This is a genomic window from Streptomyces sp. NPDC050448 (assembly GCF_040655295.1).
GTDB lineage: Bacteria > Actinomycetota > Actinomycetes > Streptomycetales > Streptomycetaceae > Streptomyces.
Genome location: NZ_JBFAJR010000008.1, coordinates 84,125 through 109,818 on the forward strand (window position 1 = coordinate 84,125; position 25,694 = coordinate 109,818).

20 protein-coding genes and 1 pseudogene are annotated in these 25,694 nt (G+C 70.9%); 10 read left to right on the forward strand and 11 right to left on the reverse strand.

The genetic code is table 11. The annotated features are described in order from the left end of the window. Nucleotides 1-46 precede the first annotated feature (46 nt). The 5 genes from AB0I68_RS12755 to AB0I68_RS12775 form a co-directional block, all read right to left on the reverse strand. On the reverse strand, nt 47-1,174 hold the full coding sequence (locus AB0I68_RS12755) for an FAD-binding oxidoreductase (RefSeq protein ID WP_363177257.1): 1,128 nt from the start codon (nt 1,172-1,174) through the stop codon (nt 47-49). Then, nucleotides 1,167-2,132: a hypothetical protein gene (locus AB0I68_RS12760; RefSeq protein WP_363177258.1), complete on the reverse strand. Its 966-nt coding sequence runs from the start codon at nt 2,130-2,132 to the stop codon at nt 1,167-1,169. Before AB0I68_RS12760 ends, AB0I68_RS12755 begins: the two co-directional genes overlap by 8 nt. A gap of 378 nt (nt 2,133-2,510) precedes the next feature. Next, nucleotides 2,511-3,620: an FAD-binding oxidoreductase gene (locus AB0I68_RS12765; RefSeq protein WP_363177259.1), complete on the reverse strand. Its 1,110-nt coding sequence runs from the start codon at nt 3,618-3,620 to the stop codon at nt 2,511-2,513. Between the two features lie 320 nt (nt 3,621-3,940). Further along, entirely contained in the window at nt 3,941-4,285 is a 345-nt protein-coding gene (locus tag AB0I68_RS12770) for a glyoxalase/bleomycin resistance/dioxygenase family protein (protein ID WP_053788046.1), read from the reverse strand. Continuing rightward, nucleotides 4,282-4,452: a ribbon-helix-helix domain-containing protein gene (locus AB0I68_RS12775; RefSeq protein WP_363177260.1), complete on the reverse strand. Its 171-nt coding sequence runs from the start codon at nt 4,450-4,452 to the stop codon at nt 4,282-4,284. Before AB0I68_RS12775 ends, AB0I68_RS12770 begins: the two co-directional genes overlap by 4 nt. Nucleotides 4,453-4,531: 79 nt before the next feature. Here AB0I68_RS12775 and AB0I68_RS12780 point away from each other — a divergent pair, with 79 nt between their 5' ends. Further along, nucleotides 4,532-6,100 carry an MFS transporter gene (locus tag AB0I68_RS12780; RefSeq protein ID WP_363177261.1) on the forward strand — a complete coding sequence of 523 codons (1,569 nt, stop codon included), beginning with the start codon at nt 4,532-4,534 and terminating at the stop codon, nt 6,098-6,100. Nucleotides 6,101-6,420: 320 nt separating this feature from the next. Here AB0I68_RS12780 and AB0I68_RS12785 read toward each other — a convergent pair whose 3' ends face one another. Continuing rightward, nucleotides 6,421-7,962 (reverse strand): hypothetical protein, encoded by a 1,542-nt coding sequence (locus AB0I68_RS12785; protein WP_363177262.1) that lies wholly within the window; start codon nt 7,960-7,962, stop codon nt 6,421-6,423. Between the two features lie 598 nt (nt 7,963-8,560). On the opposite strand from AB0I68_RS12785, the gene AB0I68_RS12790 reads away from it, so the two are divergent. Continuing rightward, nucleotides 8,561-9,904, forward strand: a complete 1,344-nt coding sequence (locus AB0I68_RS12790) for a hypothetical protein (RefSeq protein WP_363177263.1) — start codon at nt 8,561-8,563, stop codon at nt 9,902-9,904. Nucleotides 9,905-10,246: 342 nt separating this feature from the next. Here AB0I68_RS12790 and AB0I68_RS12795 read toward each other — a convergent pair whose 3' ends face one another. Next, on the reverse strand, nt 10,247-11,005 hold the full coding sequence (locus AB0I68_RS12795) for a DeoR/GlpR family DNA-binding transcription regulator (protein ID WP_363177264.1): 759 nt from the start codon (nt 11,003-11,005) through the stop codon (nt 10,247-10,249). 59 nt (nt 11,006-11,064) lie between these two features. Here AB0I68_RS12795 and AB0I68_RS12800 point away from each other — a divergent pair, with 59 nt between their 5' ends. The 3 genes and pseudogenes from AB0I68_RS12800 to AB0I68_RS12810 form a co-directional block, all read left to right on the forward strand. Next, nucleotides 11,065-11,448 carry a DUF4406 domain-containing protein gene (locus tag AB0I68_RS12800; protein ID WP_363177265.1) on the forward strand — a complete coding sequence of 128 codons (384 nt, stop codon included), beginning with the start codon at nt 11,065-11,067 and terminating at the stop codon, nt 11,446-11,448. After that, nucleotides 11,445-12,056 carry an NUDIX domain-containing protein gene (locus tag AB0I68_RS12805; protein ID WP_363177266.1) on the forward strand — a complete coding sequence of 204 codons (612 nt, stop codon included), beginning with the start codon at nt 11,445-11,447 and terminating at the stop codon, nt 12,054-12,056. The genes AB0I68_RS12800 and AB0I68_RS12805 overlap by 4 nt, the downstream gene beginning before the upstream one ends. 107 nt (nt 12,057-12,163) lie before the next feature. Then, nucleotides 12,164-12,388: pseudogene (locus tag AB0I68_RS12810) on the forward strand (MBL fold metallo-hydrolase); the annotation flags it as partial. Nucleotides 12,389-12,471: 83 nt separating this feature from the next. Here the strand turns inward: AB0I68_RS12810 and AB0I68_RS12815 are convergent. Beyond that, complete coding sequence (locus AB0I68_RS12815) at nt 12,472-12,906, reverse strand: hypothetical protein (protein WP_363177267.1); 435 nt, start codon at nt 12,904-12,906, stop codon at nt 12,472-12,474. Nucleotides 12,907-13,101: 195 nt separating this feature from the next. Further along, entirely contained in the window at nt 13,102-15,240 is a 2,139-nt protein-coding gene (locus AB0I68_RS12820; protein ID WP_363177268.1) for a PIG-L family deacetylase, read from the reverse strand. 413 nt (nt 15,241-15,653) lie between these two features. Between AB0I68_RS12820 and AB0I68_RS12825 the strand changes: the two genes are divergently transcribed. From AB0I68_RS12825 to sulP, 4 genes are all read left to right on the forward strand, one after another. After that, nucleotides 15,654-15,965, forward strand: coding sequence for a three-helix bundle dimerization domain-containing protein (locus tag AB0I68_RS12825; protein ID WP_363177269.1), 312 nt, complete (start codon nt 15,654-15,656; stop codon nt 15,963-15,965). 58 nt (nt 15,966-16,023) lie between these two features. Then, the gene (locus AB0I68_RS12830) at nt 16,024-17,013 is read left to right on the forward strand and encodes a polyphosphate kinase 2 family protein (RefSeq protein WP_363177270.1); all 990 of its coding nucleotides are present in this window, start codon (nt 16,024-16,026) and stop codon (nt 17,011-17,013) included. Between the two features lie 63 nt (nt 17,014-17,076). Continuing rightward, a complete protein-coding gene (locus tag AB0I68_RS12835) occupies nt 17,077-19,797 on the forward strand; it encodes an HAD-IC family P-type ATPase (protein ID WP_363177271.1) in 2,721 nt (906 codons plus the stop codon). Between the two features lie 13 nt (nt 19,798-19,810). Next, complete coding sequence (gene sulP, locus AB0I68_RS12840) at nt 19,811-21,613, forward strand: sulfate permease (protein ID WP_363177272.1); 1,803 nt, start codon at nt 19,811-19,813, stop codon at nt 21,611-21,613. A 66-nt stretch (nt 21,614-21,679) separates the two neighbouring features. Here the strand turns inward: sulP and AB0I68_RS12845 are convergent, their stop codons facing one another. Next, nucleotides 21,680-23,020: a diacylglycerol kinase family protein gene (locus AB0I68_RS12845; RefSeq protein ID WP_363177273.1), complete on the reverse strand. Its 1,341-nt coding sequence runs from the start codon at nt 23,018-23,020 to the stop codon at nt 21,680-21,682. A gap of 153 nt (nt 23,021-23,173) precedes the next feature. Between AB0I68_RS12845 and AB0I68_RS12850 the strand changes: the two genes are divergently transcribed. Next, nucleotides 23,174-24,859 (forward strand): alpha/beta-hydrolase family protein, encoded by a 1,686-nt coding sequence (locus AB0I68_RS12850; RefSeq protein WP_363177274.1) that lies wholly within the window; start codon nt 23,174-23,176, stop codon nt 24,857-24,859. Between the two features lie 33 nt (nt 24,860-24,892). Here AB0I68_RS12850 and AB0I68_RS12855 read toward each other — a convergent pair whose 3' ends face one another. Next, the gene (locus AB0I68_RS12855; protein WP_363177275.1) at nt 24,893-25,630 is read right to left on the reverse strand and encodes a type II CAAX endopeptidase family protein; all 738 of its coding nucleotides are present in this window, start codon (nt 25,628-25,630) and stop codon (nt 24,893-24,895) included. Nucleotides 25,631-25,694 lie beyond the last annotated feature (64 nt).

Sequence of the window (25,694 nt, forward strand, 5' to 3'; positions counted from 1 at the left end):
CGCTCGAATGACCTGGGATGACCTCGAATGACCTGGGACGACCTGGTCAGAAGGCCTCGAGCCGGGCCAGGTTGGTGCCCAGGGAGTACGGGGTGAGGTCGACGTTCGGATTGCGGCCCAGGTAGAGGTCGCGGATGATCTGGCCGGCGAGGGGTGCCTGCGCCAGTCCGTGGCCGGTGAAGCCGGCGGCGAAGAAGAGCCGCTCGTGCTTGCCGCTGCCCTTGCCGATGATGGCCGACTTCGTCGGCGTGACGTCCAGGCTTCCGGTCCACGCGCTGTAGAGCTTGACGCCCTCCAGCTCCGGGTACCACTTCGGCAGCTCGTCGACGGCCGCCTGGTACCAGATGTCCCGGAGTCCGTCCTGCTTGGATATGCGCTCCAGGCCGACGAGGAAGGCCTTGCCCATTCCCATCGTCTTCAGCCCGGACACGGGGTGGAAGGTGAACGGCAGGTTGTGCACGTCGCGGTCGGTGCGGATCGCGTCGGTGTGCAGCAGCTCGGCGAACTGCCCCCACACCGGCAGGTCCAGGCCGGCCAGCTTGGCGACGTCGCCGCTCAGCGGTCCGGCCGCGATGACGATCGACTGCGCGGTGAAGTCGCCCGCCGTCGTGCTGACCACGCCGCTGTCGCCGTCCAGCCCGGTCACGGCGACGTTGGAGAACAGTCGTGCGCCGTGCTGCCTCGCGCCCTCGATGTAGCCCTGGACGATCATCTCCGGCTTGATGCGGTACGTGGCCGGGTTCCAGATCGCGGCCTCGATGGTGTCGGGGTCCAGCCAGGGGTTGAGCTCGACCGCCTGCGCGGCCGTGAGCAGTTCCACCGCCGCCCCGGCCTCGCGGTGGTCCGCCAGGTCCGCCTCCAGCTCGGCCACCTGCTGCGGGCTGGTCAGCACCGTCAGCAGCCCCAGGTTCTCCAGCCCGAGGTCGACACCCGTGGTCTCGGAGAACTGCTTGAATTCGGCGAGGCTGCGCGTCGCCAGCTCGGAGTCGTGCGGCTTGCGGGGGAAATAGGTACGGAATGCACGCGCGGTCTGGGACGTGGTCGCGGCACCGAACTGGTTCTTTTCCAGGAGGACGACATCGATGCCCGCCTTAGCCGCATGGTAAGCGATTGAAGTGCCGATCACCCCTCCGCCGATGACCAGCATTTCCGCCGTGTTCTTCTGCTCAGACATTCGTGCTCCTCGCAACGTTCGGACGGTAGGTCCAGTCGTCGCCCGTGAGATCCCACGGGAACAACTGCAGATTCCACGCGCCGAGGGCATTGACGTACGTCGCCATCTGCGCCATCAAAGCGACGAAGTCTTCCTTGGTGGTGATGACGTCGAGTGCGGCGACGACATCCTTGGTGATGTCCCACAGGGTGTTCATTCCGCAGTAGCCGAGGAACTCGGTCGGCTTCACCAGCAGGATCTTCGCCAGCTCGATCAGCGACGAGAGCGGCATGTCGATCTTCCGCCCGGCCCGCACCAGGGTGGAGTAGTTCACGTAGCCCAGCGGCCGCGTCTCACCGTTCACGGCGACCAGGGTCGTGAGGACCGAGTTCTTCGTTCCGGCGCCGGAGGTGCCCCGGGACTTGCCCTCGTGGATGTCCACCAGTTCGTCGGTCGGGTCGACCAGCACCCGCTCGGTTTCCGCGGCGATCTTCTCGATCAGCTCGCGGACCAGCTCGGACTCGACGGCGATCCGCCGCACGCCCTGGCCGGCCGGCCCGTCCACCCGCCGTACGTGGGCGATCACCGGCACGCCGTTGCCGTGCACGGACTCCCAGATCATCTGGCCGATCTTCGGCAGTGAGTCGACGTCCTCCGGTACGACGGAGCCGATCGGCGACGTCGGCATCGGCTCGGTCAGCTCGCCGTACTTGATGGTCAGGTGCTGCACGGCGGAAAGGAAGACCGTGCCATTGGGCTGAATCTTCCGGTTCACCTTGTAATCCGGAACCGCGTGCAGCAAGTCGTGCGCCGGCGGTACGTGGTACATGCAGTCGCCGGCCACGAGCGCATGCCCCTGCAGCGTCTGGTACGGCAATGCCGCCCACAACGGCTCCACAAGTTCTGCGTTGCGTCCCTCGTCGAGGGTGATCCGAACCTTGGCGCCGATCGGCTCCCAGGCGATCTCGATTTGCCGCATTGTGCTCCTACCTCTGATCGGCCCCTGCCGCTGGCGAAATCGCATGACGGATTCCAGGGGGGTGAAATACGAACAACGGGCACGATGCCGTCGTGAATTGAATATATGAACAACAGCATTCACTCGGCCAACAGGAGTGGCTTGTTTGTCACATTGCCCGTTGTCTGTCACTTCACATCGCTGCCATATTCCAGGAATTCGGAATTCCGATTCCTGGAATGCAGAATTCCGGCGCCCGCCGTTGCAGACGCCGAAATGACCGGCGGGAGTCGCACCGGAAAAGAAGATGGCCGCCGCACTGTCGACAGTGCGGCGGCCATGTGGGCACGTCCCGGGCCGACAACGGCACGGGGCGGGGCGGGGCGGGGCCCTCGCGGGTTACGCCCCGTTGCGAGCCAGCGAGAACGGCGTGATGTCGACGCCGGGGTGCCGACCGAGGTGGAGGTCGCGAATGATCTTGCCGGTGGCGGGCGCCTGACCGAGCTCGTGACCGGTGAAGCCGGTGGCGAAGAGGATCCGTTCGTGCCTGCCGCCCGCCCTGCCAATGAGGGCGCTCCTCGACGGCGTGACGTCGAGGGTTCCGGTCCATGCGCTGTGCAGCGTGACGTCCCGCAGTCGCGGGTAGCGCTGTGCCACCTCCTCCACGGCCGCCTGGTGCCAGATGTCCCGCATGCCCGGCTCCCGGGAGAAGCGCTCGAGGCCCACCAGGAAGGACGGCCCCATCCCCATCGTCTTCAGTCCGGCCGCGGGGTGGAAGGTGAACGGTGCCGCGATGTCGCCGCCGCCTTCGCCGACCGGGTCGGTGTGGAACAGTTCGGCGAACTGGCCCCACACCGGCAGGTTCAGGCCGGCCATCCCGGCGATGTCACCGCTGCCCTGCTCGTCCGCGATGACGATCGCGTCCGCGGTGAAATCACCGACCGTGGTGCCGACATGGCCGGTGGACGCATCCAGCCCGGTCACGGTGGCCCCGGTGACCAGGCGCGCACCGTGCTTCTGCGCGCCCTCGGTGTAGCCCCGGAGCACCTCGTCCGCCCTGAGGCGGATCATCTGCGGGCACCAGACGGCTGCTTCGACACCTGCCGGATCCAGCCAGGGATTGCGCCGGGCGGCCTGCGCCGCGGTCAGCAGCTCCAGTTGTACGCCGGCATCGCGCTGTACGGGCACCTCCGCCAGCAGCTCGGCCGCCTCGTCCGAGGTGGCCGCCACCACGAGCATTCCGGTCTCCGTCAGTCCGAGATCGCCGCCCGTGGTGGCGCCGAACGAACGGAAATCGGCCAGGCTGCGCGCCACCAGTTCAGAGTCGTACACCCGCCCGGGAAAGTAGGTGCGAAATGCGCCGGCGGTCTGCGTCGCGGTGGCCCCGGGCTGATCCCGTCCCAGCACAACGACGTCAACGCCCGCCTCCGCGCAGTGGTGGGCAACGGACATGGCGATCACCCCGGTACCGATGACCAGCAATTCCGCCGTGCTCTTCTGCTCAGACATCCGCTATCTCCGTAACGTGGCCTGCCCGCGTCGGCCCGAAATTCGAACAGCCGAGTGTGCCGAGAAGTGGTGTGGCCGACGGAGTGCATCATCAGGAGCCGTGGTGGAGCCGGTCAAAGAACAGTGCCGCGGATGTGTCACGTCAACGGGCGTTGCCACGACTTGACGAACAGTCCGCCTCTTCGTCAACTGCTGCGCCGAAGAGGCGGACCATGTGGCCCATGAGGGCAGCGTTCGCCGAACCAGTCGGGCCACCGGAGCACACCGCGTCACGGTGGGGGCAGCCGCACGCCAAGTGGCGCGTGGCGGCTGCCCCGTACTCACTTCTTGAGCGGCGCCTGAAGGCTCCAGACACGCCCGTCAGGGTCGCGCACCTTCATTTCCTGCGTTCCGTAGTGGGTCTCCTCGAAGGGCGTGACCACCTCGACGGACGGGTCGACGGCGAACTCGCCGGCGTCCCCCACCCGCAGCACGACCTGGAAGTCGGGCTTCTGGTCTTCGGGGATCTCGGCGAGCAGCAGGTAGGGGCCGTCACCGTTGCGGAGCATCCCCGAGCCTTCCTCGGTCGCGAACTCGACGTTGTAGCCCAGCGACTGGAAGAACTTGGCCGCCTTGCCCCAGTTATGGGTCTCGAGGTAAACGCCTTCGACACCTTCGGTGCTCATGCCTGCTTTCCTTTCCGCGGTTCCTGCTCGTGGACGGCGAGATACGTGCGCAACGCCTCGGCTACCAGGGCCGAGAGCGACTGCTCGTTCTCGATTGCATGGTGCTTGATCTGCCGAATGAGTTCCACCGGCAAGTAGACGTTGAACTGCTTTACTTCTGCACGCATACTAGGATGCTAGCATCCGTGCGCTTGTTGAACCAGGGCTGATGGAACAAGAGTTGTCAACAAAGGAGGGCTCCGAACAATGAAACGCCAATGGTGGACGCTGATGGTGGTCTGCGCCGCCACGTTCATGCTGCTGCTGGATGTCACGATCGTCGCGGTCGCGCTCCCGGACATCCAGCACTCGCTGGACGCCAGCTTCAGCGGCCTGCAATGGACAACGGATGCCTACGCGTTAAGCCTGGCCGCGCTCCTGCTCACCTCGGGCTCCCTGGCCGACCTGTACGGCAGGCGGCGCCTGTTCGTCATCGGACTGGTGGTCTTCACTGCGGGATCGCTGCTGTGCGGCATCGCGCAGGGCCAGCTGATGCTGATCCTGTCCCGTGCGGTGCAGGGAGTCGGTGGTGCGATCCTGTTCGCCACCTCCCTGGCGCTGCTCGCCGGCACGTTCCAGGGCAGGGAGCGGGGCTCGGCCTTCGGCATCTGGGGCGCCGTCGCGGGCGTCGCCACCGCCCTCGGCCCGGTGCTCGGCGGCGTGATCACCAGCGGGATCAGCTGGCGCGGCATCTTCCTCGTGAACCTGCCGATCGGCATCGCCGCGATCGTCATCACGCTTCGCCTGGTGGACGAATCCCGTCCGCCGCGCGCCTCCAAGATCGACTGGCTGGGCATCGTGCCGCTCACGGCAGGACTGTTCAGCCTGGTGTACGCCCTGATCAGGGCGAGCGACACGGCATGGGGCGAGCAGGGCGTGCTGATCTGCTTCGGCCTGGCGGCGGTGTTCCTCCTGGCGTTCGTGGTGATCGAATCGCGCGTGTCCGATCCGATGTTCGACCTGAAGCTGCTGCGGACCCCGACCTTCCTCGGCGGTTCGATCGCGGCGTTCGCGATGAACGCCTCGCTGTTCGCGATGTTCATCTACCTCGTGCTGTACCTGCAGAACGACCTCGGCTACAGCGCGATGGGGACCGGCGCCCGGCTTCTGGTCAGCTCCGGCTGCACGCTCGTCGCAGCCATGGCGGCGGGACGCCTCATGAGCAAGGTCCCGACCCGGTGGCTGATCGGCCCCGGCCTGGTCGTCGTCGGCATCGGGCTCCTGCTCATGACCGGCGTGACCGCCGACTCGGACTGGACCCACCTCATCCCGGGCTTCATCGTCACGGGCATCGGCGCCGGCATGGTCAATCCGCCGCTGGCCTCGACCGCGATCGGTGTCGTCCCGGTGTGGCGCGCCGGAATGGCCTCCGGCGTGAACCAGACCTTCCGGCAGGTCGGCATCGCCGTCGGCATCGCCCTGTACGGCTCGCTCTTCACCTCGTCACTGCACGACGCCCTGCGGGAGCGGCTTGCGAGCGTCCCGGCACTGGAAGGACAGGGCGACCAGATCGCGGACTCCATCCGCATGGGCTCTCCCGGGCAGGCGGTCGCCTCGGCTCCTGCGGAGTTCCGTGGACAGGTGGAGCATGCGATCCACGCCGGCTTCGCGACGTCGATGAACAACCTGCTGGTCGCCAGCGGCATCCTCGCGCTGGTGGGCGGCGTCCTGGCGTTCGCCCTCATCCGCAGCAAGGACTTCGTCGCCCCGCAGGGCGGCCCGGGCCAGCCGGCCCGGCCCCAGGCGCAGAGCACCGAGGCCTCACAACCGCGATGACCGCGCCGGCGCCCGGCAGTGCCCGGCCCTCGCGCCGGCCCTGACGGGCGCCGCCCCACGGGCAGTTGCCGCACCCCGCGGCCCCGAACCACGGCTGGTGCGGCGAGCGCGAGCGCCCGGGCCCGTACTGGACGTACTCGGGCGAGTCCGACACCGCCGGGGGCGCCTCCCAGCGGTGGCCGGGGGACGGGGTGCGGCGCCAAACGCCGCGGGTCAGGTGCCAGTTCTCAAACCGGTCCTGGACGGGCAGGGCCGGTACTCGAGGCTGAGTTCGCGGTCGACGGCGCGTCGGGCGCCCCTTGATCCGGATCCGGAACGGCTCAGAGGCGGTGGATCCGGTCGACGCCGTACCACTTCGAGACACAGGCGGCGACCCAGTCCCGCGCGTAGGCGGACGTGAAGAAGGGCTCGGCCAGGCTTCCGATGTACAGGGGCCGGTATCCGAGGTCGGTGGCGCCGTGCGCGGCCTCGGTCCGGATGCGGGAGTTCTGGGCGTCCCAGGCCGCCGCACGTGTGACCGTGGCAGTGGTGAGCTGCTGGACATTCGGGACGAGCACGGCCAGTGCGGCCAGCGCGAGGACGCCCGCGGCGGCCACGATTCCGGCCGCCATGCCCCCGGTGGCGGCCCGTCGGCGTGCCAGGTACCGGCCGGCCCACTCCCCCAGCAGTGCGCCGTAGACGCACAGCGCCAGTTCCATCGGTACGAGATAGTTCGTCCAGGTACGGGCGTACGTCCACCCGCTCGGACCGTAGCCGCTGCGCAGGCCCAGCACCACCGCGAACGACCCCAGCACCACCACCGGCACGGGAAGCAGCAGCACGGCGATCAGCATCTTCCGCGGGACGGCCCGGCGCCGTGTCCGCTTCCCGGGCGCAGGCGCGCGGAGACCTGCGCCCAAGCCGAGGAGGAGACCGACGGCGGCGGCTCCGAGGTAGACCCACTGGCCCGTGACGGAGTCCCACATGTGCAGCCAGTCCTGGAAGGTGCTCCTGAGTTCGCTCGCGGAGAGCACGGACTTCCTGTCCGGCTGCTGGGCGCGGCGCCACCGGGCGCCGGGGGACGTGTAGAGCACGATCAGTCCGCAGACGAGTCCGGAGCACCAGAGCACGCACCAGGTGAACGGACGCCAGGTCCGCGCCAGCTTGAGGCGGGGCAGGGCCAGCAGGCCGGCTCCGGCCGCGAGCAGACCGCTGACGAGTGCGAACGGTTCGCTCAGGGTGCCGAGCGCGAACCCGATGAGAAACGCGGCGGCAAAACCGCCCGCGCGTACGGCCGGACGGGGTTGGCGGACGGTCCAGATGCCCAGCAGGAGCGCCCACGATCCGATGACGCTGGGAATGGTGTGTGAAATTGTGGCCGGCGCCCACAGCAGTACTTGATAACTGCGTGTTCCGGCGTAGTAGAGCAGCGCCTGGATGACCAAGGAGCAGGCGATCAGGATCATCAACCGGGGTGTGTGTCCGAGGAGCCGAACGAAGTGGCACCCGAGCAGGACCAGGGCGACCGTGAAGGTGACGGCGATGACGGTCGGCAGGAGCTTGACTCCGGCCAGTCCGTCGCCATAGACGGTGCCGCTCAGGAAAGCATTGGCGATCCGGCCGTTCTGCGTCGTGTAGAAGTCGGACGTGATGCCGAGGACTCCCAGATCACGGGATTTCCAGGCGGCGCACCAGTCGTCCGAAGTGGGCCGTACGTAGAGCCCGAGAAAGCACCCGACGGCGATCAGGGCCCCGGCCGCCGCCACAAGGGTCCCGCTCGCGCCCAGCAGAAGGCTGCGGATGAACGGGCGACGGCCGCTTCCCCGGCCCGCTCCGGCGGAATGCGGTCGACGGCCCTCACCCTCGGTCGAAGCAGTGCTCATTCACCAATCCTTCGCAGCGGCGTCCGACCGGACCAGCGGCCGGTGCGCCTGCCGGTTCCGGTCACCGCAGGGCCCGGTCACACCAATGTGCACGGTTCGTCGCCCGCCGGCATCCGAGAGCCGCCGGGGCGGGAGGCGGCAGCCGTGGATTTCAGGGTCCGCGGCCAAGGGCTGTCCCGTAATCCGCGGTGGATCAGCGCGTCGTGCGCCCGCCGGGGATTGCGGGACAGCACTTGGCCCGGCGGAATCCGGGGCCTCGGCGGAACGGGCCCCGTGCGCCCCTCGTTCCGGGAGCCGCCGGATCCTTCGTCCATGCCACGGCTGTTACGCCATGCGATGCCGCGAGGCCTCTCGAGGGCCTTCGGTCACCCGGGCGGCGGGTGTGTCGTGGCGGGCTCCGCACAGCTCGTCCACGATGGAATTCCGGGGCCGCGCGCCCGGAAGCCCGACGGAAGGAGCGGTGATGCCGGCTGTCCGGCTCGTTCGCTGGGCGGTCGTCACCGCGTCCCTCGCGAGTGTCGCCCTTCCTGTGTGTGTCGCGGGAGGCCCTGCCGGCCGGCCCACCGACGAGGCACGGCCGGTGTTCTTCGTCAGGCCCGTGGGACACCAGAGTCATGGCGATGCCGAGGGCAGCTACGCGCCCCTGTCGATGCTCGCCGCGCCCACCGTCGGTCTCCTCTCCAACACGACCGCCACCGAGGGCATCACACCGGCCGTGGCCAAGGGCGCACGGTACGTCGAGCGGAGCAGCGTACTGCGGTTGCCTACCGACCGGTGGAAGTACCTCCCCGTCGGCAGGACGGCGTCGGCCGTGGTGACCCCCGACGATCCGACGGCCCGGCAGCAGATCGCGCAGAGCCGTGCCTGGCTGGCTGCCGGCACGGTCCCGGGCAGCTCGCCCCCGCAGCGCGCGGCGGCCGAGCGGGCCCTGCTGACGATGCGTGCCCTGCTCCGGCCGAACGGCGCCATGGCGGCGGGATGGACTCCCGGCTGGATGTACTCCTGGCCGCGCGACTCCAGCTTCGCGTCCGCCGCGTTCGCGCACACCGGCCATGAGGCCGAGGCCTACCGGATCCTCCGCTACAGCGCCGCGACCCAGCGGAAGGACGGCACCTGGGACGCGCGGACGAAACTCGACGGCTCCGGCCCGCCGGACGGCAGGCGGTGGCAGCTCGACGCCAACGGCTGGGTCCCCTGGGCTGCTTGGCAGTGGTACCAGACGGCGCCACGAACCACCCGCCACGCCCGGCTGGCCGGCCTCTACCCGATGATCCGCAAGGCGGCCGACCGCGCGGCGGCCTCCCTGGGGGCGGACGGGCTGCCCCCGGCCTCCCCGGACTACTGGGAGCTGATGACGACCACGGCGAACATCGGTACGGCCGCGCCCCTGCTCGCCGGGCTCAACGCCTCCGCGGACCTCGCCGCAGAGGTGAACCGGCCGGACGACGCGGCACGCTGGTCCCGTGCCGCCGGGCGGCTCTCCTCCGGGATATCCAGGAAGTTCGCCCCCCTCGGATATCAGCGCACCGTCGACGGACAGCACGGACGGGACAGCGCGGTGGCGTTCATGGCGCCGCCCTTCAATGCGGCGCCGGCCGACCTGCCCCGGGCCCTCGACGCCACGCACAAGGCCCTGCTCCTGCCCAACGGGGGTCTCACCCCCGGCAACGACCCTACGGCGCCCTGGGGCGGGAACGCCTGGACGCCCAGTACCTCGTTCTTCGCCCTCGCCTGGGCCGGTACGGGGAAGACGGCCAAGGCCAGGCAGGTACTGGACTGGGTCCTCTCCAAGAGGAACTCGCTCGGGGAGCTGCCCGAGAAAGTGGACAGAGCGGGCAGGCCCTCATCGGTCGCGCCTCTGGCCTGGACGGGCTCGATCACCGTCCTCTCCCTGGTGGCACTCGACGGCAGAACGCTCCCCACTCCACCCTTGCGGTCCTGAGGCTGTCCCGTTATCCCCGGTGGATCAGTGCGCGGCGTCGGATGCATGCATCGCAGGGCGGAGGGGCGCCCCCCGTACCGGGCGCATTCGGGTGCCCCGACAATGCTGGGGGCACCTCCCGGCGGTAGCCGGGGGACGAGGCGGCGTGGCCGGCGGCGTGCGCCCGCCGGGGATGGCGGGACAGCCCTTGGCGGCCCCGGAGTCCTAGCCCAGACATCAGCCGCAAAGCAGGGGGTGTGATCACGCGCCCACCACTGTCGCGGCTTGCTCATCATGTTCGCGCCGCATCCGCATGGCGGTGGCGGGTGAGGGATGCCGGCCCTTCTTCGCGCCGGTGGTGTTTCAGCCGGCTGTCAGGATCTCCACGCCGTGCGCCGTGAGTTGATCGAGAACCGGGTGGCAGGGGTCGGCGTCGGTGATCAGTCCGCTGATGTCCTCCCAGGGCAGGACGCGGAACCGGGAGGCGGTGCCGATCTTCTCGGACGAGGCGAGGATGTAGGTGTCCGCGGCCCGTGCGGCCAGGGCGCGTTTCATCGCCGCCTCCTCCGCGTCACCGGTGGTCAGTCCGGCCTCGGGGTGGACGCCGGTGACGCCGAGGAGGCATAGGTCGGCCGAGACGTTCTGGGCGGCCTCGACCGCTGCGGCGCCGCAGGTGACCGCCGAGTGCTTGAGGAGGCGGCCGCCGAGGAGGAAGACCTCGGCCTGGGCGTGGTCGAGCAGTGCGGCCGCGATCGTCGGGCTGTGGGTGATCACGGTGCAGGCCAGGTCCGGTGGGAGGGCGTGGGCGACGGCGAGGGCGGTGGTGCCGCCGTCCAGGATCAGGGCGCTGCCTGGCCGTACGAGCGCGGCGGCGACCGCGGCGACCTGCCGCTTGCCGTCCGGGGTGACGGATTGCCGGGCTGCGTAGTCCGCGATGGCAGGGGAGACGGGCAGGGCCCCGCCGTAGACGCGCTGGCACAGTCCTTCGGCGGCGAGGTCGCGCAGGTCGCGGCGCACGCTGTCCTCGGAGATGCCCAGGTCAGCGGCGACGTCCTTGGCGACGATCTTGCCCTCGCGGGCGAGCAGGCCCAGCAGGTGGTCACGCCTCTCGGCAGCCAGCATCCGTACTTTCTCCTGTTCTTGCATGTTTCTGCATGTTTCTGCATGTATCGTAGCGCGCCATGACCGACAAGTCGATGCTCATCCTCATCGCCGGCCCGTACCGCTCCGGAACCGACGGCGACCCGCAGGCCATGGCCGCGAACCTCGCCCGCCTCGAAGCGGTGGCCTGGCCGGTCTTCGCCGCCGGCCACGTCCCGGCGATCGGGGAATGGATCGCCCTGCCCGTGCTGCGCTCCGCGGGTGCGGGCCCCACCGACCCCCTCGCCGACCAGGTCCTCTACCCGACCGCCGACCGCCTGCTCGCCCACTGCGACGCCGTGCTCCGGCTCCCCGGCGACTCCGCCGGCGCCGACCAGGACGTCGCCACCGCCCGCCGGCGCGGCCTGCCCGTCTACCACGACGTCGACGAGCTCCCGCGCCGCGTCCCGCGGGAAGCCGCGTGACCCGCGGCCCCGGGGCCGACATCCCGGACCACCGCGGCCGCACCGGCCTCGACCGCGCCGGACGCAACCTGACCCGCAACCCCGACGTCGTGGTCCGCGACGTGGAGCTCACCTCACAGGGCTGGCACGTACTGCGCCGCACCACCCTCGACTACCGGCGCCGCGATGGACGCTGGGTCACCCAGCAACGCGAGACCTACGACCGCGGAAACGGCGCAGTCGTCCTGCCGTACGACGACGAGCGCGGATGTGTGCTGCTCACCCGTCAGTTCCGCTACCCGGCCTACGTCAACGACCACCCGGACGGCATGCTCGTCGAGGCCGCGGCCGGGCTGCTCGACGGCGACGACCCGCTCGCCGCCATCCGGCGCGAGAGCGCCGAGGAGCTCGGCGTCACGCTCGGCCCACTCACCCACGTCCTCGACGCCTACATGAGCCCAGGCTCCGTCACCGAGCGCCTGCACTTCTACGCCGCCCCCTACACCCCGGCCGACCGCACCGGAGACGGCGGCGGACTCGAGGAGGAGGGCGAGGACATCGAAGTGCTCGAAGTGCCCTTCACCGACGCCCTCGCCATGGTCCGCGACGGACGCATCACCGACGGCTAGACCATCCTGCTCCTGCAATGGGCTGCCCTGGACGGCCCCTTCGCCGCCGCAGCGGCCACCCACTGACACCGCCGGCCCGGCCGGCCCCGCTTCGGGCACCGGGCCGGTTCGCCGGCGCACCTCGTTTTCCCATGCGTTTCGCCGGCAAGCTGATCGTCCTGGACAGCGCGCAGGCCGCCGAGGCCGCCCGGATCCTCGACGCCCGCCGTGTCGTCCCGGCCCACCACGACAGCTGGGCCCACTTCACCGAGGGCCGTGAGGACCTGGAGGCCGCCTTCACCGCCGCCGGCCTGGCCGACCGCCTGGACCAGGACTGGACGCAGCGCTCCTGAGCCTGAAGCACCGCCCAGAACCGAGACCTCGTGCCGGTCGGGGCCCGAAACACGCCGGGCCACGCGCTGCGGGCCCAGCCGCCTCAGACGGGCTCCGTCCCGTCACCCGGCGGCGGAGCGGTGCGCAGGCTCTCCAGCTCGGCGAGGAGGCGCCGGTACGCGAGCCTTTCCGCCAGCACCGCGCGCCTGAGCGGGAGGTAGTGCGGATCATGCCGTGACCGGGCCTCCCTCGCGGCGGCGACGCGGAGTTCCCTCGCTCCGTCCAGATCGTTCATCGCCTCCAGGTATCCGCCGTCGAGAAGCCTGTGGTCAAGAACCTCGGAGAAGGCCTGCTCCGCCAGCACGCCGAGCCGGTCGAGTTCGTCCGCGCAGCTCGCAGGGGGCGTCTCGGTACAGCCCTCGTCGAGATGCCGGGAGAGCGATCGCAAGGTCGCGCTGAGCTCCGGGTACCCCCACGCAGGCGCGGTGTCGTTTCTGCACCCGGTCGTGAGGGCCGCGAGGGCCGCCAGGGCGGCCATCGCGCGGATCGTTCCCGCTCCCCCGCACACGCGTCTGCACGAGATGGAAAGAGGGGTCATGGGAGCCCCGATCGCCCGTGGGTCAGAGTTCGGCCGCCATCGCCCGGCGACGCGGTCTGCCCGCCATACTCGCCCGCCCCGATCCGCGCTGCCACCCGGAGGCCCCGGGCCGGCGGGCGCACGCTGCGGCGCAGGTCACTGCGGCGGCTGCCCTCCGGAGACGGCCGAACCCGCGCGCCCGGCCTGCGCGAGCGTCCAGGACGGGACCGCCCGGTGCCACGGGGAGGGGGCCTGGCTGCCGGCCGACTCGGATCCGGCCGCAGGAGCCGTCGTGACGACGTGCAGATCGGCGTCCAGGCCGAGGGCCGCCGCGACGGCCGTACCGGCCCGGTCGGCCACGCCCGCCGGGGCGCCCGTGTACAGCATCTGGGACTCCTGCCAGGACTGCGGACCGTTCGCGCCCGCCAGGCTGACCGTGCCCGCGCCCGCGCGGCCCGCGAGCAGCCGGCCCGCGACGCCCACGCCGCCGTAGCCGCCCAGCCCGCCGGCCGCGGCGACCTGGGAGAACTGCGGCGCGAGCCGGCCTGCGGTGGCCAGGCTCGTACCGACGGAGCCCGTGCCGGGCCGGCGGAAGAACAGGCGGACCCCGTCGCCCTCCGGGCGCAGCGAGAGCACGCCCGTCGTCTGCGGCAGCCCGGTCGGGAAAGGGCCGCTGAACGGGGCACCCGGCGTCGGCTGGACCCAGGCCACGACGGACCCGGCCGTCGCCGCGTACACGTGGCGCCGCCCCGACCCGTCGGTCGCGGTGACCGGATCGCCCAGGAGACCGGCGCCGCCCAGGTCCTGCCACGCACCGAACGCGCCGTTCGGAGCCGCCTGCGCCCGGGCGCGCAGCGTCCGCTTGGAATCGCGTACGTACACCGTCATCCGGCCCGCCGGATCCACGGCGACCGACGGTCCGCTGATCGCCGAGGTGCCGGACCTGTCCACGGTGTCCGGGGTGTCCAGCGACTGCCACGGGCCGAAGACACCGTCGGTGCTGGTCTGGACGGCATACACGACGTCCCGGCCGTAGTCCTGGGGTGTCGCGCCCAGGGTGGTGCGGGTGGCGAAGACCGCGATCCTGCCGCCGGGGAGCCGGACCGTCGTCGCCCCGGCGTCGATGCCGGAGCCGGGAAGGAACCGGGGGCCCTGCCAGGGGGCCTGCGGGCCGCTGCGCGACCAGTACGCCATGCGGCCGTCCAGCACGGCGAAGGCCCACAGCCGTCCGGAGACACCCTCGGCCATCCAGGAGGTGCCGTCACCCCGGCTGTAACGGATGGCCTGGTTCCAGCCGGCGCCGGTTGGCCTGGTCGCGGCCTTGCGGTCGCCGCAGCCAGCGGGGCTGCCGCACCAGTCCTGGTGGTCCATCCAGGCGTAGGTCTTGAGGTAGCCGAGCTTCTCCTCGGCCGTCTGCGGATCGAGCGTCGGGGGCAGCGAGCTGTTCGGGTAGCTCACGTAGTTCTGGACCGAGAAGTGCGGCCGGTCCGTGGACTGCGCGTAGCGTTCGGCGGCGGCCTGGACGAAGCGGGCGCCGTACATGTGGTCCTGGTGGTCGAGGAAGGTACCGCTCACCGACCTGCCGGGGGTCGGGTCCTGCGTCCGTATCGTGGTCGGCTTGTACCTCGCGAACACGTCCGCGATGGCGGCCGTGGCCTGGTCCTTGGTGTACGAGAACCAGCGCTTGACCGGTGTCCCGGAGGTCAGCTGGGCGCCCAGGGCGGGGATCCTGCCGTCCCACAGGCCGCGCAGGCTGTCCGGGTTGTCCCCGGAGATGCTGCGGGCCTCGCGGAGCTCCATCCACACGAGGTTGACCTCGGGCCTGGCGACGAGGACGTCCACTTCGGCACTGCCTCCGCCGGCGGTGGGTATGGACCTCCGCTGCCAGGCACTGGTGCGGTCGCCAGTGGCCATCTGGGCGTAGGCGCCCCGGATGCCGTTCTGCCGGGCCTCCGCGTAGGCGGCACGGTCGGCGGGCCCCGCGGCGTCCTCCAGGTGCGGGCTGTGGGCCTCGTTCCTGCCGTCGGCCTCGCCGGAGGTCAGGTAGACGGTGGTGACCTTGATGCCCGTCGATATGGAGCGGCTCAGGTCGGGGTTCATGAAGAAGAGGTCGTCGTCGGGGTGTGCGACGACCTGGAGGGTGGAGCCCTCGGTCACGCTCGGCCTGACGACCGTCTCGGGGACCGTCGGCGGCTGCTCGGTTCCGTATCCGTAGGCCCAGGTCGTCACACCGGCGACGGTGACGGAGGCCGCGGCGAGCACGGCCGCGAGGCGGGTGCGGCTGACCAGGGACATCTACAGCGCCTTGAGGGTCGGTCCGGTGCGGAAATCCGCCTGGGAGTTCGGTGTCCCGATGGCTCCACTGCTTCCGGAGACGACCGGGCTCGATTATGCCTCGCACGTTCCCGACTGACACACCATCAAGTGGCATATAAAACGAACCGAGTTGAATGGGAGAGATATTCCCATTTGTCCCTTTTGTCGACTGCGAGGATCGCTCACGGGAGAAGTCGAACCGGGCCGGAAACGAGCGGCGCGAAGCCCGCCTCCCCCATGGCACGGCGGGGCCGCGACCGGGGCGGCGCCCCGGCAGGACGCAGCCCCGGCCTCAGGGGGCGATCTTGTCTGGTCGAGCACAGAATGAGCGCGAGGGATATTTATCACGTGATGTCGGGATGTGTGGTGCCGCGGTCTGGAGGTCGTGGGACGTGGATTCTGAAACCTTCCAGGTCGCGGCACCGGACGAACGCGTCCCCGTTCTCGAAGATCTGGTGGCGCGGCTGACGGCTGCCTACCCCCTGATCGACGCGGCCACCGTCGAGGCGACGGTGGCCGCGTACGACTCATTCCGCCGGGCCAGGGTCAGGGCCTACGTCCCGATCCTGGTCGAACGCCGGTCCCGGACGGCGCTCCGTGCCGCCTGCCGCACCCCTCCCGGCCGACAGCCGGACGCCGTCACCGTCACCCACGCGGGTGTGGCGGGCGAGAGCGCTCCGGAAGTGGTGGCGACCGGACCGTGACCGCCATGGCCACCGGGAGGCTCCGTCCTCACCCGGACCGGAGAAGGAGTGACAGGTGATGTCGGACGAGAGAGCCGAGCGCATCGCGGATTTCATCGGGCCGCTCCGGGTGGAACCGGGGTCGACGGTGCGCCTGGACCGGGACTTCGATCCCCGCTACAAGGCCGGTCTGAAGAAGCGGAACGCGGCCGAGCTGCTGCGGACCGGGGTGTCGTTGCTCGCCGAGTACCAGGAACGGCTGGCCGCCCAGGACGAGTACGGCGTGGTGCTCTGCCTCCAGGCACTCGACGCCGGCGGCAAGGACGGCACGATCCGCCACGTGATGAGCGGCGTCAATCCCCAGGGCGTACGGGTCAGCAGCTTCAAGGTGCCCTCCACCGAGGAACTCGACCACGACTACCTGTGGCGCTACGCCCAGCGGCTGCCCACGCGCGGCGAGATCGCCATCTTCAACCGCTCGCACTACGAGGAGGTCCTCGTCGTACGGGTCCACCCCGAGAGCCTCGTCCGGCAGAAGCTGCCGGAGCACGTCCTCGGGCCGGGCATCTGGGACCGGCGCTACCGGGAGATCAACCACTGGGAGCGCTATCTCACGGACAACGGGTTCAAGGTGGTGAAGATCTTCCTGAACCTGTCCAAGGAGGAGCAGCGCACCCGCTTCCTCAAGCGGATCGACCTGCCGGAGAAGAACTGGAAGTTCTCCGCGGCCGACGTCCGGGAGCGGCGCCGCTGGGACGACTACCAGCACGCGTTCTCCGAGATGCTGTCGGCCACGAGTACGAAGTGGGCGCCGTGGTACGTCGTGCCGGCCGACCGGAAGTGGTTCGCGCGGATCTGCGCGGCGGCGGTCCTCGCGCACACCCTGATGGAGATCGATCCGCAGTACCCCGAAGTGGGGGAACAGGCACGGAAGGACCTCCTCGTCACCAAACGGAGGCTGGAGCAGGAGGCCCCTGCCGGAGCCCCGGCCGATCCGTACGCCACCCGGCATCCGTCACAGGCCCGGCCCGGCAGGCACGGGGGAAAACCGAAGAAGAAGCGTGGCTAGCACCCCCCGGACGGCGCGCGACCGGCCCGGATGCACCCGCGGCCGCGGATCGGAGGCAGAACCATGACCGTGCGGTCGGATTCCGTGGGAGAACGGCCCCGCGCTGCCGGGGACGGCTGGTACGCGCGCTCTCCCGGGGAGGTCGCGGCGGCGTTCGGCGTCGATCCCGCGGTCGGTCTGTCCGCGGCGCGGGCCGCCGAGCTCCTGACCGCGCACGGGCCGAACGCGCTGCCCGAGGAGCAGCGGACTCCGGCCTGGCGCCGGTTCCTCGCGCAGTACCGCAGTTACATGCAGATCGTCCTCGTGGCTGCGGCGGTCGTCTCGCTGGTCATCGCAGAGTGGACCACCGCGATCCTGCTGATCGCCCTGACGCTGCTGAACGCGGTCGTGGGCCTGCGGCAGGAAGGCAAGGCCGAGAGCGCGATGAACGCGCTGAAGTCGATGATGAAGGCGGATGCGCGGGTGCGCAGGGACGGCACGGAGGCCGAGATCCCCGCCGAACAGCTCGTCGTCGGCGACGTCGTGCTCATCTCCGCCGGGGACCAGGTGGCTGCTGACGGACGCATCATCGAGGCCAGCTCCCTGCAGATCGACGAGTCGGCGCTCACCGGTGAGAGCGTTCCCGTCGCGAAGGACACCGGGACGCTGCCGGCGGGCCGGCCGTCCCCCGGCGACCAGACCAATACGGCGTTCATGAACACCCCGGTCACCCACGGCAGTGGCGTCATCGTGGTCACCGCGACCGGCGCGGACACCGAGCTCGGCAAGATCTCCGGGATGCTGTCGGCCACCGAGAAGGAGGTGCCGCCGCTCACCAAGGAGCTCGACACGCTGACCCTGTGGATCACGGGAGCAGCCGGCTTGACCATGATCGTGATGTTCGCGCTGGGGCGCAGCCGGGACCAGGCCTGGGACGTCCTGTTCGTCAGCGCGGTCTCGCTGGCCATCGCCGCCATTCCCGAGGCCCTGCCGACCGTGACCCAGGCGATCCTGTCCGTCGGCAGCCTCAATCTGGCGAAGCGGAACGCCATCGTGAAGGAACTGCCGTCGGTCGAGACGCTGGCGTTCACATCGGCGATCAACTCGGACAAGACCGGCACCCTGACGATGAACCAGATGACCGCCGTCGAGGTGCTGAGCCCCACCGACCGGTACACCGTCTCCGGGACGGGCTACGGGCTCGAAGGGAAGATCCACCACGCCGCGGGGTCCTCTGCGGGGATCGAGGACGCGATCCTGCCGTACGTGGTGGCCAGCGACGCGAAGCTGGTGGGCGGCGAGGTGGTGGGCGATCCCACCGAGGGCGCGCTGCTCGTGCTCGCGCACAAGGCCGGCCTGGACACCGACGCCACCAGGGACGCCCTCCCCCGGCTCGCCACCCTCCCGTTCGACCCCGGCTACAAGCTGATGGCCACCTTCCACTCGGCGGCCGACGCCTCCGGGCGCCGGGTCGTCCGCTGCTTCGTCAAAGGCGCGGCTCCGGCGGTGATGGCGCGGGCGGCCACCGCGCTCGCGGCGGGCGAAACCATCCCGTGGGACGCCGATCTGCTCCGCCGTGCCGAGGAGCAGAGCGAGCGGATGGGCGGCGAGGGGCGCCGGGTGATGGCCGCGGCCACCCGTGACCTGGACCCGGCCGGGTTCGATCCGGACGGCGACCTGCTCGCGTACGTCACCGATCTGCGGATGACCAGTCTCGTCGGCATGGTCGATCCGCCCCGTGAGGAGGCCAGGGCCGCGGTGGCCGACGCACAGGCGGCGCACATCCGGGTCCGCCTCGTGACCGGGGACGACGTCACCACCGGGGCGGCGATCGCCCGGCAGATCGGCATCCCCGGGGAGGCCGTGCTCGGCGCCGACTTCGCCGCCATGAGCGAGGAGGAGCAGCTCGCCCGCATCGAAGGGATCGGCGTGGTGGGGCGGGTCGCTCCGGAGCACAAGGTGCTGCTCGCGAACGCGCTCAAGAAGAAGGGCGAGGTCGTGGCGATGACCGGCGACGGCGTCAACGACGCGCCGGCCATCAAGGCCGCCGACATCGGCATCGCCATGGGCAGCGGCACGGACGTGGCGAAGAACGCCGGACGCATGATCCTCTCCGACGACAACTTCGCCACCATCGTCTACGCCGTGGAGCAGGGCCGGACGATCTACGACAACCTCACCAAGTACATCCGGTTCGTCCTGCTCCTGCTGGTCACCTTCGTCCTGACGTTCCTCGGGGCCACCGTCTTCAACATCGCCGCGGGTGAGCCCTTCACCCCGCCGCAGGTGCTGTGGATCCACTTCGTCGTCAACGCCTCCTTCGGCTTCGCGCTCGGCTTCGACCGGGAGAGCCCCGGACTCATGCGACGCAGGCCGCGGCCACGCGGAGAATCGGTGCTCACCCGGCCCGTGCTGGTCACGGTCGGGCTGAGCGGGCTGGCGATCACCGTCATCCTGCTCGGACTGATCAAGCTCGGTCAGACCCGCTTCGACAGTGTCGCGACCGGCCAGTCGATCGCCTTCACGGCCTTCTCGCTCTGTCTGATCGTGGCCGCCTTCGAATGCCGCAACGAGACGGAATCCGTGCTGACGACGTCCACGTTCGACAGCAAGCAGATGAACTGGGTCGCCCTGGCCCAGTTCGTGCTCTCCGTGCTGGTGACCCAACTGGACGGCTTCCGCCGCGTCCTCGGGACGACCGAAATCGACGCGAGGCAGTTCGGCTGGGCGCTGCTGGCCGCCCTCGCGCTCCTGCTCGTATGGGAACTGGGCAAGCTCGTGGCCCGCCGGTCGAGGGCAGCCTGAGGAAGGCCGGTCCGTGACCACCCGGCACGAGCGCCACGGGGTTCTCTCCCGGTTCCGGGCCGTTCCCGGGGTCCGCGCGGCGTCGTCCTACCGGCGCGAGTGGCTGGCCAAGGACCTGGTCGCGGGAGTCGTCCTGACCACGCTGCTGGTGCCGCAGGGCATGGCGTACGCCGAGTTGGCGGGCCTGCCGGCCATCACCGGCCTGTACACGACGATCCTCTGCCTGCTCGGATACGCGGTGTTCGGGCCGTCCCGGATCCTGGTGCTGGGCCCGGATTCCTCGCTGGGACCGATGATCGCCGCCACCGTGCTGCCCCTGGTGGCGGCCGGCGGGGATCCCGGCCGGGCCGTCGCGCTGGCGTCGATGCTCGCCGTCATGGTGGCGGCCATCATGATCCTGGCCTCGGTGGCGAAGCTCGGCTTCATCGCCGACCTGGTCTCCAAACCGACGATGATCGGCTACATGAACGGCCTGGCCCTGACCATTCTGATCGGTCAGCTCCCCAAGCTGCTCGGCTTCAAGGTCGAGGCGGACAACCTGATCGGCGAGTGCGTCGGCCTCGTGGAGAAGCTCGCCGACGGGGCGGCGGTGCCGGCTGCCGCCGCGGTCGGCATCGGCGGGATCGTACTCATCCTGGTCCTCCAGCGCTTCCTGCCGAAGGTCCCCGCGGTGCTCGTCATGGTGGTCCTGGCGATCGCCGCGGCCACCGTCTTCGACCTGGGCGAGCACGGCGTCAGCCTGGTCGGGGTACTGCCCGAGGGCTTCCCGCCGTTCACGGTCCCCCACGTGCGGCTCGCCGACCTCGCGCCGCTGCTCGGCGGAGCGCTGGGCATCGCCCTGGTGTCCCTGGCCGACACGATCTCCAACGCGTCGGCCTTCGCCGCCCGTACGGGGCAGGAGGTCCACGGCAACCAGGAGATGGCGGGGGTCGGTGCGGCCAACCTGGCGGCCGCCCTCTTCCAGGGCTTCCCCGTCAGCACCAGCGGGTCCCGTACGGCGGTGGCGGAGCGCGCGGGGGCCAGGAGCCAGCTCACCGGGGTCGTCGGAGCGGTGCTCATCGTCCTCATGCTCGTGCTGGCTCCGGGGCTGTTCCGCAACCTCCCCCAGCCGGCCCTTGCCGCCGTGGTCATCACCGCGTCGCTGTCCCTGGCCGACGTACCGGGCGCCGTACGGCTGTGGCGGCAGCGCCGGACGGAGTTCCTGCTGTGCTTCGCGGCCTTCGCCGGCGTGGCCCTGCTCGGCGTGCTGCCCGGGATCGCCATCGCCGTGGCGCTGTCCGTCCTCAACGTCTTCCGGCGGGCCTGGTGGCCGTACGACACCGTGCTGGGGCGGGTGCAGGGCCTCGAGGGCTACCACGACATCCGCTCCTACCCGCAGGCCGAACAGCTGCCGGGCCTGGTGATCTACCGGTTCGACGCCCCGCTCATCTTCGCCAACGCCACGACCTTCCGGGACGAGATCAGGCGACTGGCCGGCGCGGACCCGCGGCCGAGCTGGATCGTGGTCGCGGCGGAGCCCATGACCGACGTGGACACCACCGCCTCCGACATCCTGGAGGAGCTCGACGAGACGCTCAACGCGGACCGCGTGCACCTCGTGTTCGCCGAGCTCAAGGACCCCGTGCGGCGGAAGATCGAACGGTACGGGCTCACCCGCACCATCGACCCCGACCACTTCTTCCCCACCGTGGGGGCCGCCGTCGCCGCCTTCCGCCTGCATCACGCCGAAGCGGAGTGGACGTCCCTCACCACCACCGAGCAGCGGGCCGAGCCCGGACCCGGGGCCGCTGCTCCTCCGCCGGCCGACGAGAAGTGACCGCCCGCCGGGCGGGAGGAGGCTGGCGCCGGCACCGGCCGCTGCTCGGGGCTCGGGGCTCGGGGCTCACGCGGCTCCGTGTCCTGCCGCGGCCCGCCCCATGGTCAGCGCCAGTTGCCGCACCCGGCGCCAGTCCATCGGCGGCGTGCCGCGCGGTACGCCGGGCCGGTGCCGGGGCACGCGCACGCGCAGGGCGCCGGACGCGAGACGACAGCGGACCGGCGTGGACAGCATCAGGGCCTCGCCGTCGACACCGACCGGGATGACGGGAGCAGCGGCGTCGACGACGACCTCGCGGGCGGTGACGGCGGTCAGCCCGCGGCCCTGCCCGCCGTGCAGCAGGAGCTCCGCCGCTTCGGCGGCGTTCGCGACCTCGATGCTCAGCACCCCCAGCTCGCCGGAGTCCAGCCGCTCCCGGCGCCCGAGCCCCGCCGAGTCGCCCCGCTGATAGGGGTTGTTGCTCACCAGCACGGCCTGGGGACCGTCCAGGGCCGACGCACCGGCGCGGACGCTCAGCCGCGCACCGCTGTCGTGGGCCAGCAGATCCGGCAGCATCTCCAGAATGGTGCGGACCTTGTCGTCGCGGTAGGCGGGACTCTGCACGACCTCCGCGTACACGCCGAACGAGGCGCTGTTGACGAAGACGCGCTCCGCGCTCCGCTCCGCAGGCCCTCCCGCCCGGATGTAGCCGAGGTCGACGCGCAGTTCGACGCCGTCGGTCAGCGCCTCCAGGCACGTGGCGGGATCCTTCCGGTCCAGGCCCAGGTCCAAGGCGAAGTGGTTGCGGGTTCCGGCGCTGATCACCATGAAGGGAAGGCCGTGCTCCACGGCCACCCCCGCGACCAGGGCCTGCGTGCCGTCACCGCCCGCGACGCCGAGCAGGTCGGCCCCGCCGCGGACGGCCCGGCACGCCAGCTCGGCCACGTCCTGCGGCCGGGCCGGGTCCAGCACGACGACCTCGGCACCCAGGGCCCTGGCCCGCTCCGCCAGCCGGAACTTGCCGACCTTCCCGCCGCCCGAGCGCGGATTCATGATCAGGAACGGCCGCTCGGCCCGCTGGGCAGGGCGCTCCGGCACGGCCGGCGAGGGGTCTTCGACCAGTGCGGCCCTGCCTGCGGAAACGGCCAGTGCCCACAGGCCGAGCGAGAGCAGCACGTCCCACAGCAGCCCGGCCGTCGCGTACAGGACCAGGACGGCGAGCGGCACGGCGACCACCAGCAGTCCGGCCAGCACCCTGATCCGGCCGGTGTGGGTGAGCATCCACCACACACCTGCCGCCGTGAGCGCCAGCCCCGCCCACCCCACCGCCATGAGCACGAGGCTTGCGAGGCCGCCGAAAACCAACAGCACCACAGGCGCCGCCACGCCTGCGGCCAGTGACAGACGCGCAGCCCAGCGCCTTCTCATGGGACAACCTCCCGCCGCTTCACCGGCTGCCGGACAGTCGGGCACCCACTTCAGGCTACGAACACCGCTCTTGGGCGGCACGTCAACCGCGGCCACCCGTTCCGGATGGCACGACCTGCCGGACCCTGGGACCATGGCCCCCGGAGGAAAGCCATGACCTCTCTCCCGCCGGTGCCTCCTTCGGAAGGGCCGGCACCGCGCAGGCACCGCCGGCTGCCCCTGCCCCACCTCACGCTGCCCGGCTGCTGGGGAGCGCTCGTCCTGGCATGCCTGTCCTTCACCCCGTCGCTGCTTCCCCGCGGCGGGGTACTCCAAGGACTGATCTGCGGCATCAGCGCCGCCATCGGGTACGGGCTCGGCGTGGTCCTGGCCTCCGTGTGGCGCGCTTTCGCCGACCGGGATCCGCGCAGCCCCTCGCGCAGGTCATGGCTCGTCCTGCTCGTCAGCGCGGTCGTGCTCTTCGGTGTCTCGTTCGGGCTCGGGCAGTACTGGCAGCACGAGATCCGCCGGCTCATGGGGGTCACCGATGACAACGCCCTGACCGCTGTCGCCTGCCCGTTCGTCGCCGCTGTCGTCTTCCTGCTCCTGCTGCTGGCCGGGCGGGGGATCCGGCGCCTGTACCGCTGGGCCGCCCGTCTGCTCCGGCGCTGGATCGGCGTGCGGGCGGCGCGGGTGGTCGGCTGGCTCCTGGTGGCGGGTCTGGCGTGGGCCGCGTTCACCGGGCTGCTGCTGGGCGGCTTCGTCAACGTGGCCAACGAGGCGTTCTCGGTACGTGACACGCAGACGCCGGAAGGCGTGCACCAGCCCACGTCGGTCCTGCGCTCGGGCGGGCCGGGCTCCCTGGTGCCGTGGGACTCGCTGGGCTACCAGGGCCGGGCGTTCACCGGCAGCGGACCGTCCGCCGCGGACATCGGCGCGTTCACCCACCGTACGGCGCAGGAGCCCATCCGGTCCTACGCCGGGCTGGCGACCGCCGACAACGCGGAGACCCGGGCGGCCCGAGCCGTCGCGGACCTCGAACGGGCGGGCGGCTTCAGACGCCAGAACCTGCTCGTGATGACCACGACGGGCAGCGGCTGGGTGGATCCCGCCGCCGTGGACTCGTTCGAGTACCTCGGCAACGGCGACTCGGCCACCGTGGCGATGCAGTACTCGTACCTGCCGTCGTGGCTGTCGTACCTGGTCGATCAGTCGAAGGCGCGCGAGGCCGGCCGCGAACTCTTCGACGCGGTCTACGACACCTGGTCCAAGCTGCCCCACGACCAGCGTCCGCGCCTGTTCGTGGCAGGCGAGAGCCTGGGGTCGTTCGGCGGTGAGACGGCCTTCAGCGGGGAGTACGACCTGCGCAACCGCACCGCCGGCACCCTGTTCGCCGGCCCGCCCAACTTCAACACCCTCTTCCGCGAGTTCAGCGACCACCGCGACGCGGGAACTCCCGAGATCCAGCCCGTCTACCGGGAGGGGCGGACCGTCCGGTTCACCGACGACCCGGCCGCCGGGATGCCTCCGGCGGACCGGCCGTGGGACGGTACGCGGGTGCTGTACCTCATGCACCCGTCCGATCCGATCGTCTGGTGGAGCCCCGAGCTGGCCCTCTCCGAACCCGACTGGATCGGCGAGCGGCCCGGCTCGGACGTGCTCGGCTCGATGTTCTGGATCCCGTTCGTGACCTTCTGGCAGGTCACCGCCGACCTGCCGTTCTCCACGGGCGTACCGGACGGCCACGGCCACACGTACAAGGCCGCGTACGTCGACGCCTGGAACGCCGTCATGCGGCCCACCGCATTCACCGCGCAGGACCTGGACCGGCTGCAGGAGATCGTCTCGCCGCCGAGCTGAGCCCACCGCCGCAGGGCCCGCGCCGGCGCGCGGTCAGCGCAGCAGGTACCCGACGAGGTAGCCGAACGCGTTGAGCGCCCAGTGCAGGCCCATGGGAGCCAGCAGACTGCCGCTGCGGCGACGCAGTTCGCAGAACAGGACGCCGGCTGCCGCCGTGAACAGCACGGCTCCCAGAACCGCCAGGGCGGCCCCGGGCCCGGAGCGGCCGAAGACCGTGGTCAGGGCCGGCTTCTCGGTCGCCAGGTGCAGCGACGGCAGCACGTGCCACAGGCCGAACAGCAGGCTCGACACGGCGGTCGCCCATACCGCCCCGCGGTCGCGGCGCACCAGACCGTAGAGCACGCCGCGAAAGGCGGTCTCCTCCACCAGGACCGTGCCGACGGGGACCAGCACGAGGACGCGCAGCATGACCTCGCTCCCGTCCATCCCGCCGTACCGCCGGTCCTCGAACAGCGTCCTGGTGGCCGGCAGCAGGGCCCCGGCCAGGTAGACGACGCCGACCAGTCCGATCAGGGCCAGCGCCCAACGGGCACCGCGGGCCAGCGTGCCGGGCGCCAGGCCCGCGTCCGCCCGGGTACCGCCGGCCCACCACAGCACGCCGAGCAGCACACCGCTGACCACGATGGCCGTCACCAGGCCGGGCAGGCCCGTCCAGTAGTGCAGGGCCAGGTTGGCGGCGACGAGGACGGCCACCGTGACTCCCACGGCCGGCCAGGTACCGATCGGTCGTCGGCCTCGCCGCTCGGCGTCATCGGGGGTGCTGCGGGGCATCAGAACCCACCTCGTGTCATGACGACAGGCCGGCACACCCGGCCGCGCGGCTCGAGTTCCAGAA

Bases quoted from the DNA above. Each gene is read 5' to 3' on its own strand.
- AB0I68_RS12820 (WP_363177268.1), bottom strand. From the start codon at position 15,240: ATGTCCCTGGTCAGCCGCACCCGCCTCGCGGCCGTGCTCGCCGCGGCC.
- AB0I68_RS12855 (WP_363177275.1), bottom strand. From the start codon at position 25,630: ATGCCCCGCAGCACCCCCGATGACGCCGAGCGGCGAGGCCGACGACCG.
- AB0I68_RS12785 (WP_363177262.1), bottom strand. From the start codon at position 7,962: ATGAGCACTGCTTCGACCGAGGGTGAGGGCCGTCGACCGCATTCCGCC.
- AB0I68_RS12815 (WP_363177267.1), bottom strand. From the start codon at position 12,906: ATGGCCGCCCTGGCGGCCCTCGCGGCCCTCACGACCGGGTGCAGAAAC.
- AB0I68_RS12760 (WP_363177258.1), bottom strand. From the start codon at position 2,132: ATGCGGCAAATCGAGATCGCCTGGGAGCCGATCGGCGCCAAGGTTCGG.
- AB0I68_RS12845 (WP_363177273.1), bottom strand. From the start codon at position 23,020: ATGAGAAGGCGCTGGGCTGCGCGTCTGTCACTGGCCGCAGGCGTGGCG.
- AB0I68_RS12765 (WP_363177259.1), bottom strand. From the start codon at position 3,620: ATGTCTGAGCAGAAGAGCACGGCGGAATTGCTGGTCATCGGTACCGGG.
- AB0I68_RS12775 (WP_363177260.1), bottom strand. From the start codon at position 4,452: ATGCGTGCAGAAGTAAAGCAGTTCAACGTCTACTTGCCGGTGGAACTC.
- AB0I68_RS12850 (WP_363177274.1), top strand. From the start codon at position 23,174: ATGACCTCTCTCCCGCCGGTGCCTCCTTCGGAAGGGCCGGCACCGCGC.
- AB0I68_RS12835 (WP_363177271.1), top strand. From the start codon at position 17,077: ATGACCGTGCGGTCGGATTCCGTGGGAGAACGGCCCCGCGCTGCCGGG.
- AB0I68_RS12755 (WP_363177257.1), bottom strand. From the start codon at position 1,174: ATGTCTGAGCAGAAGAACACGGCGGAAATGCTGGTCATCGGCGGAGGG.
- AB0I68_RS12770 (WP_053788046.1), bottom strand. From the start codon at position 4,285: ATGAGCACCGAAGGTGTCGAAGGCGTTTACCTCGAGACCCATAACTGG.
- AB0I68_RS12800 (WP_363177265.1), top strand. From the start codon at position 11,065: ATGACCGACAAGTCGATGCTCATCCTCATCGCCGGCCCGTACCGCTCC.
- AB0I68_RS12795 (WP_363177264.1), bottom strand. From the start codon at position 11,005: ATGCTGGCTGCCGAGAGGCGTGACCACCTGCTGGGCCTGCTCGCCCGC.
- AB0I68_RS12780 (WP_363177261.1), top strand. From the start codon at position 4,532: ATGAAACGCCAATGGTGGACGCTGATGGTGGTCTGCGCCGCCACGTTC.
- AB0I68_RS12830 (WP_363177270.1), top strand. From the start codon at position 16,024: ATGTCGGACGAGAGAGCCGAGCGCATCGCGGATTTCATCGGGCCGCTC.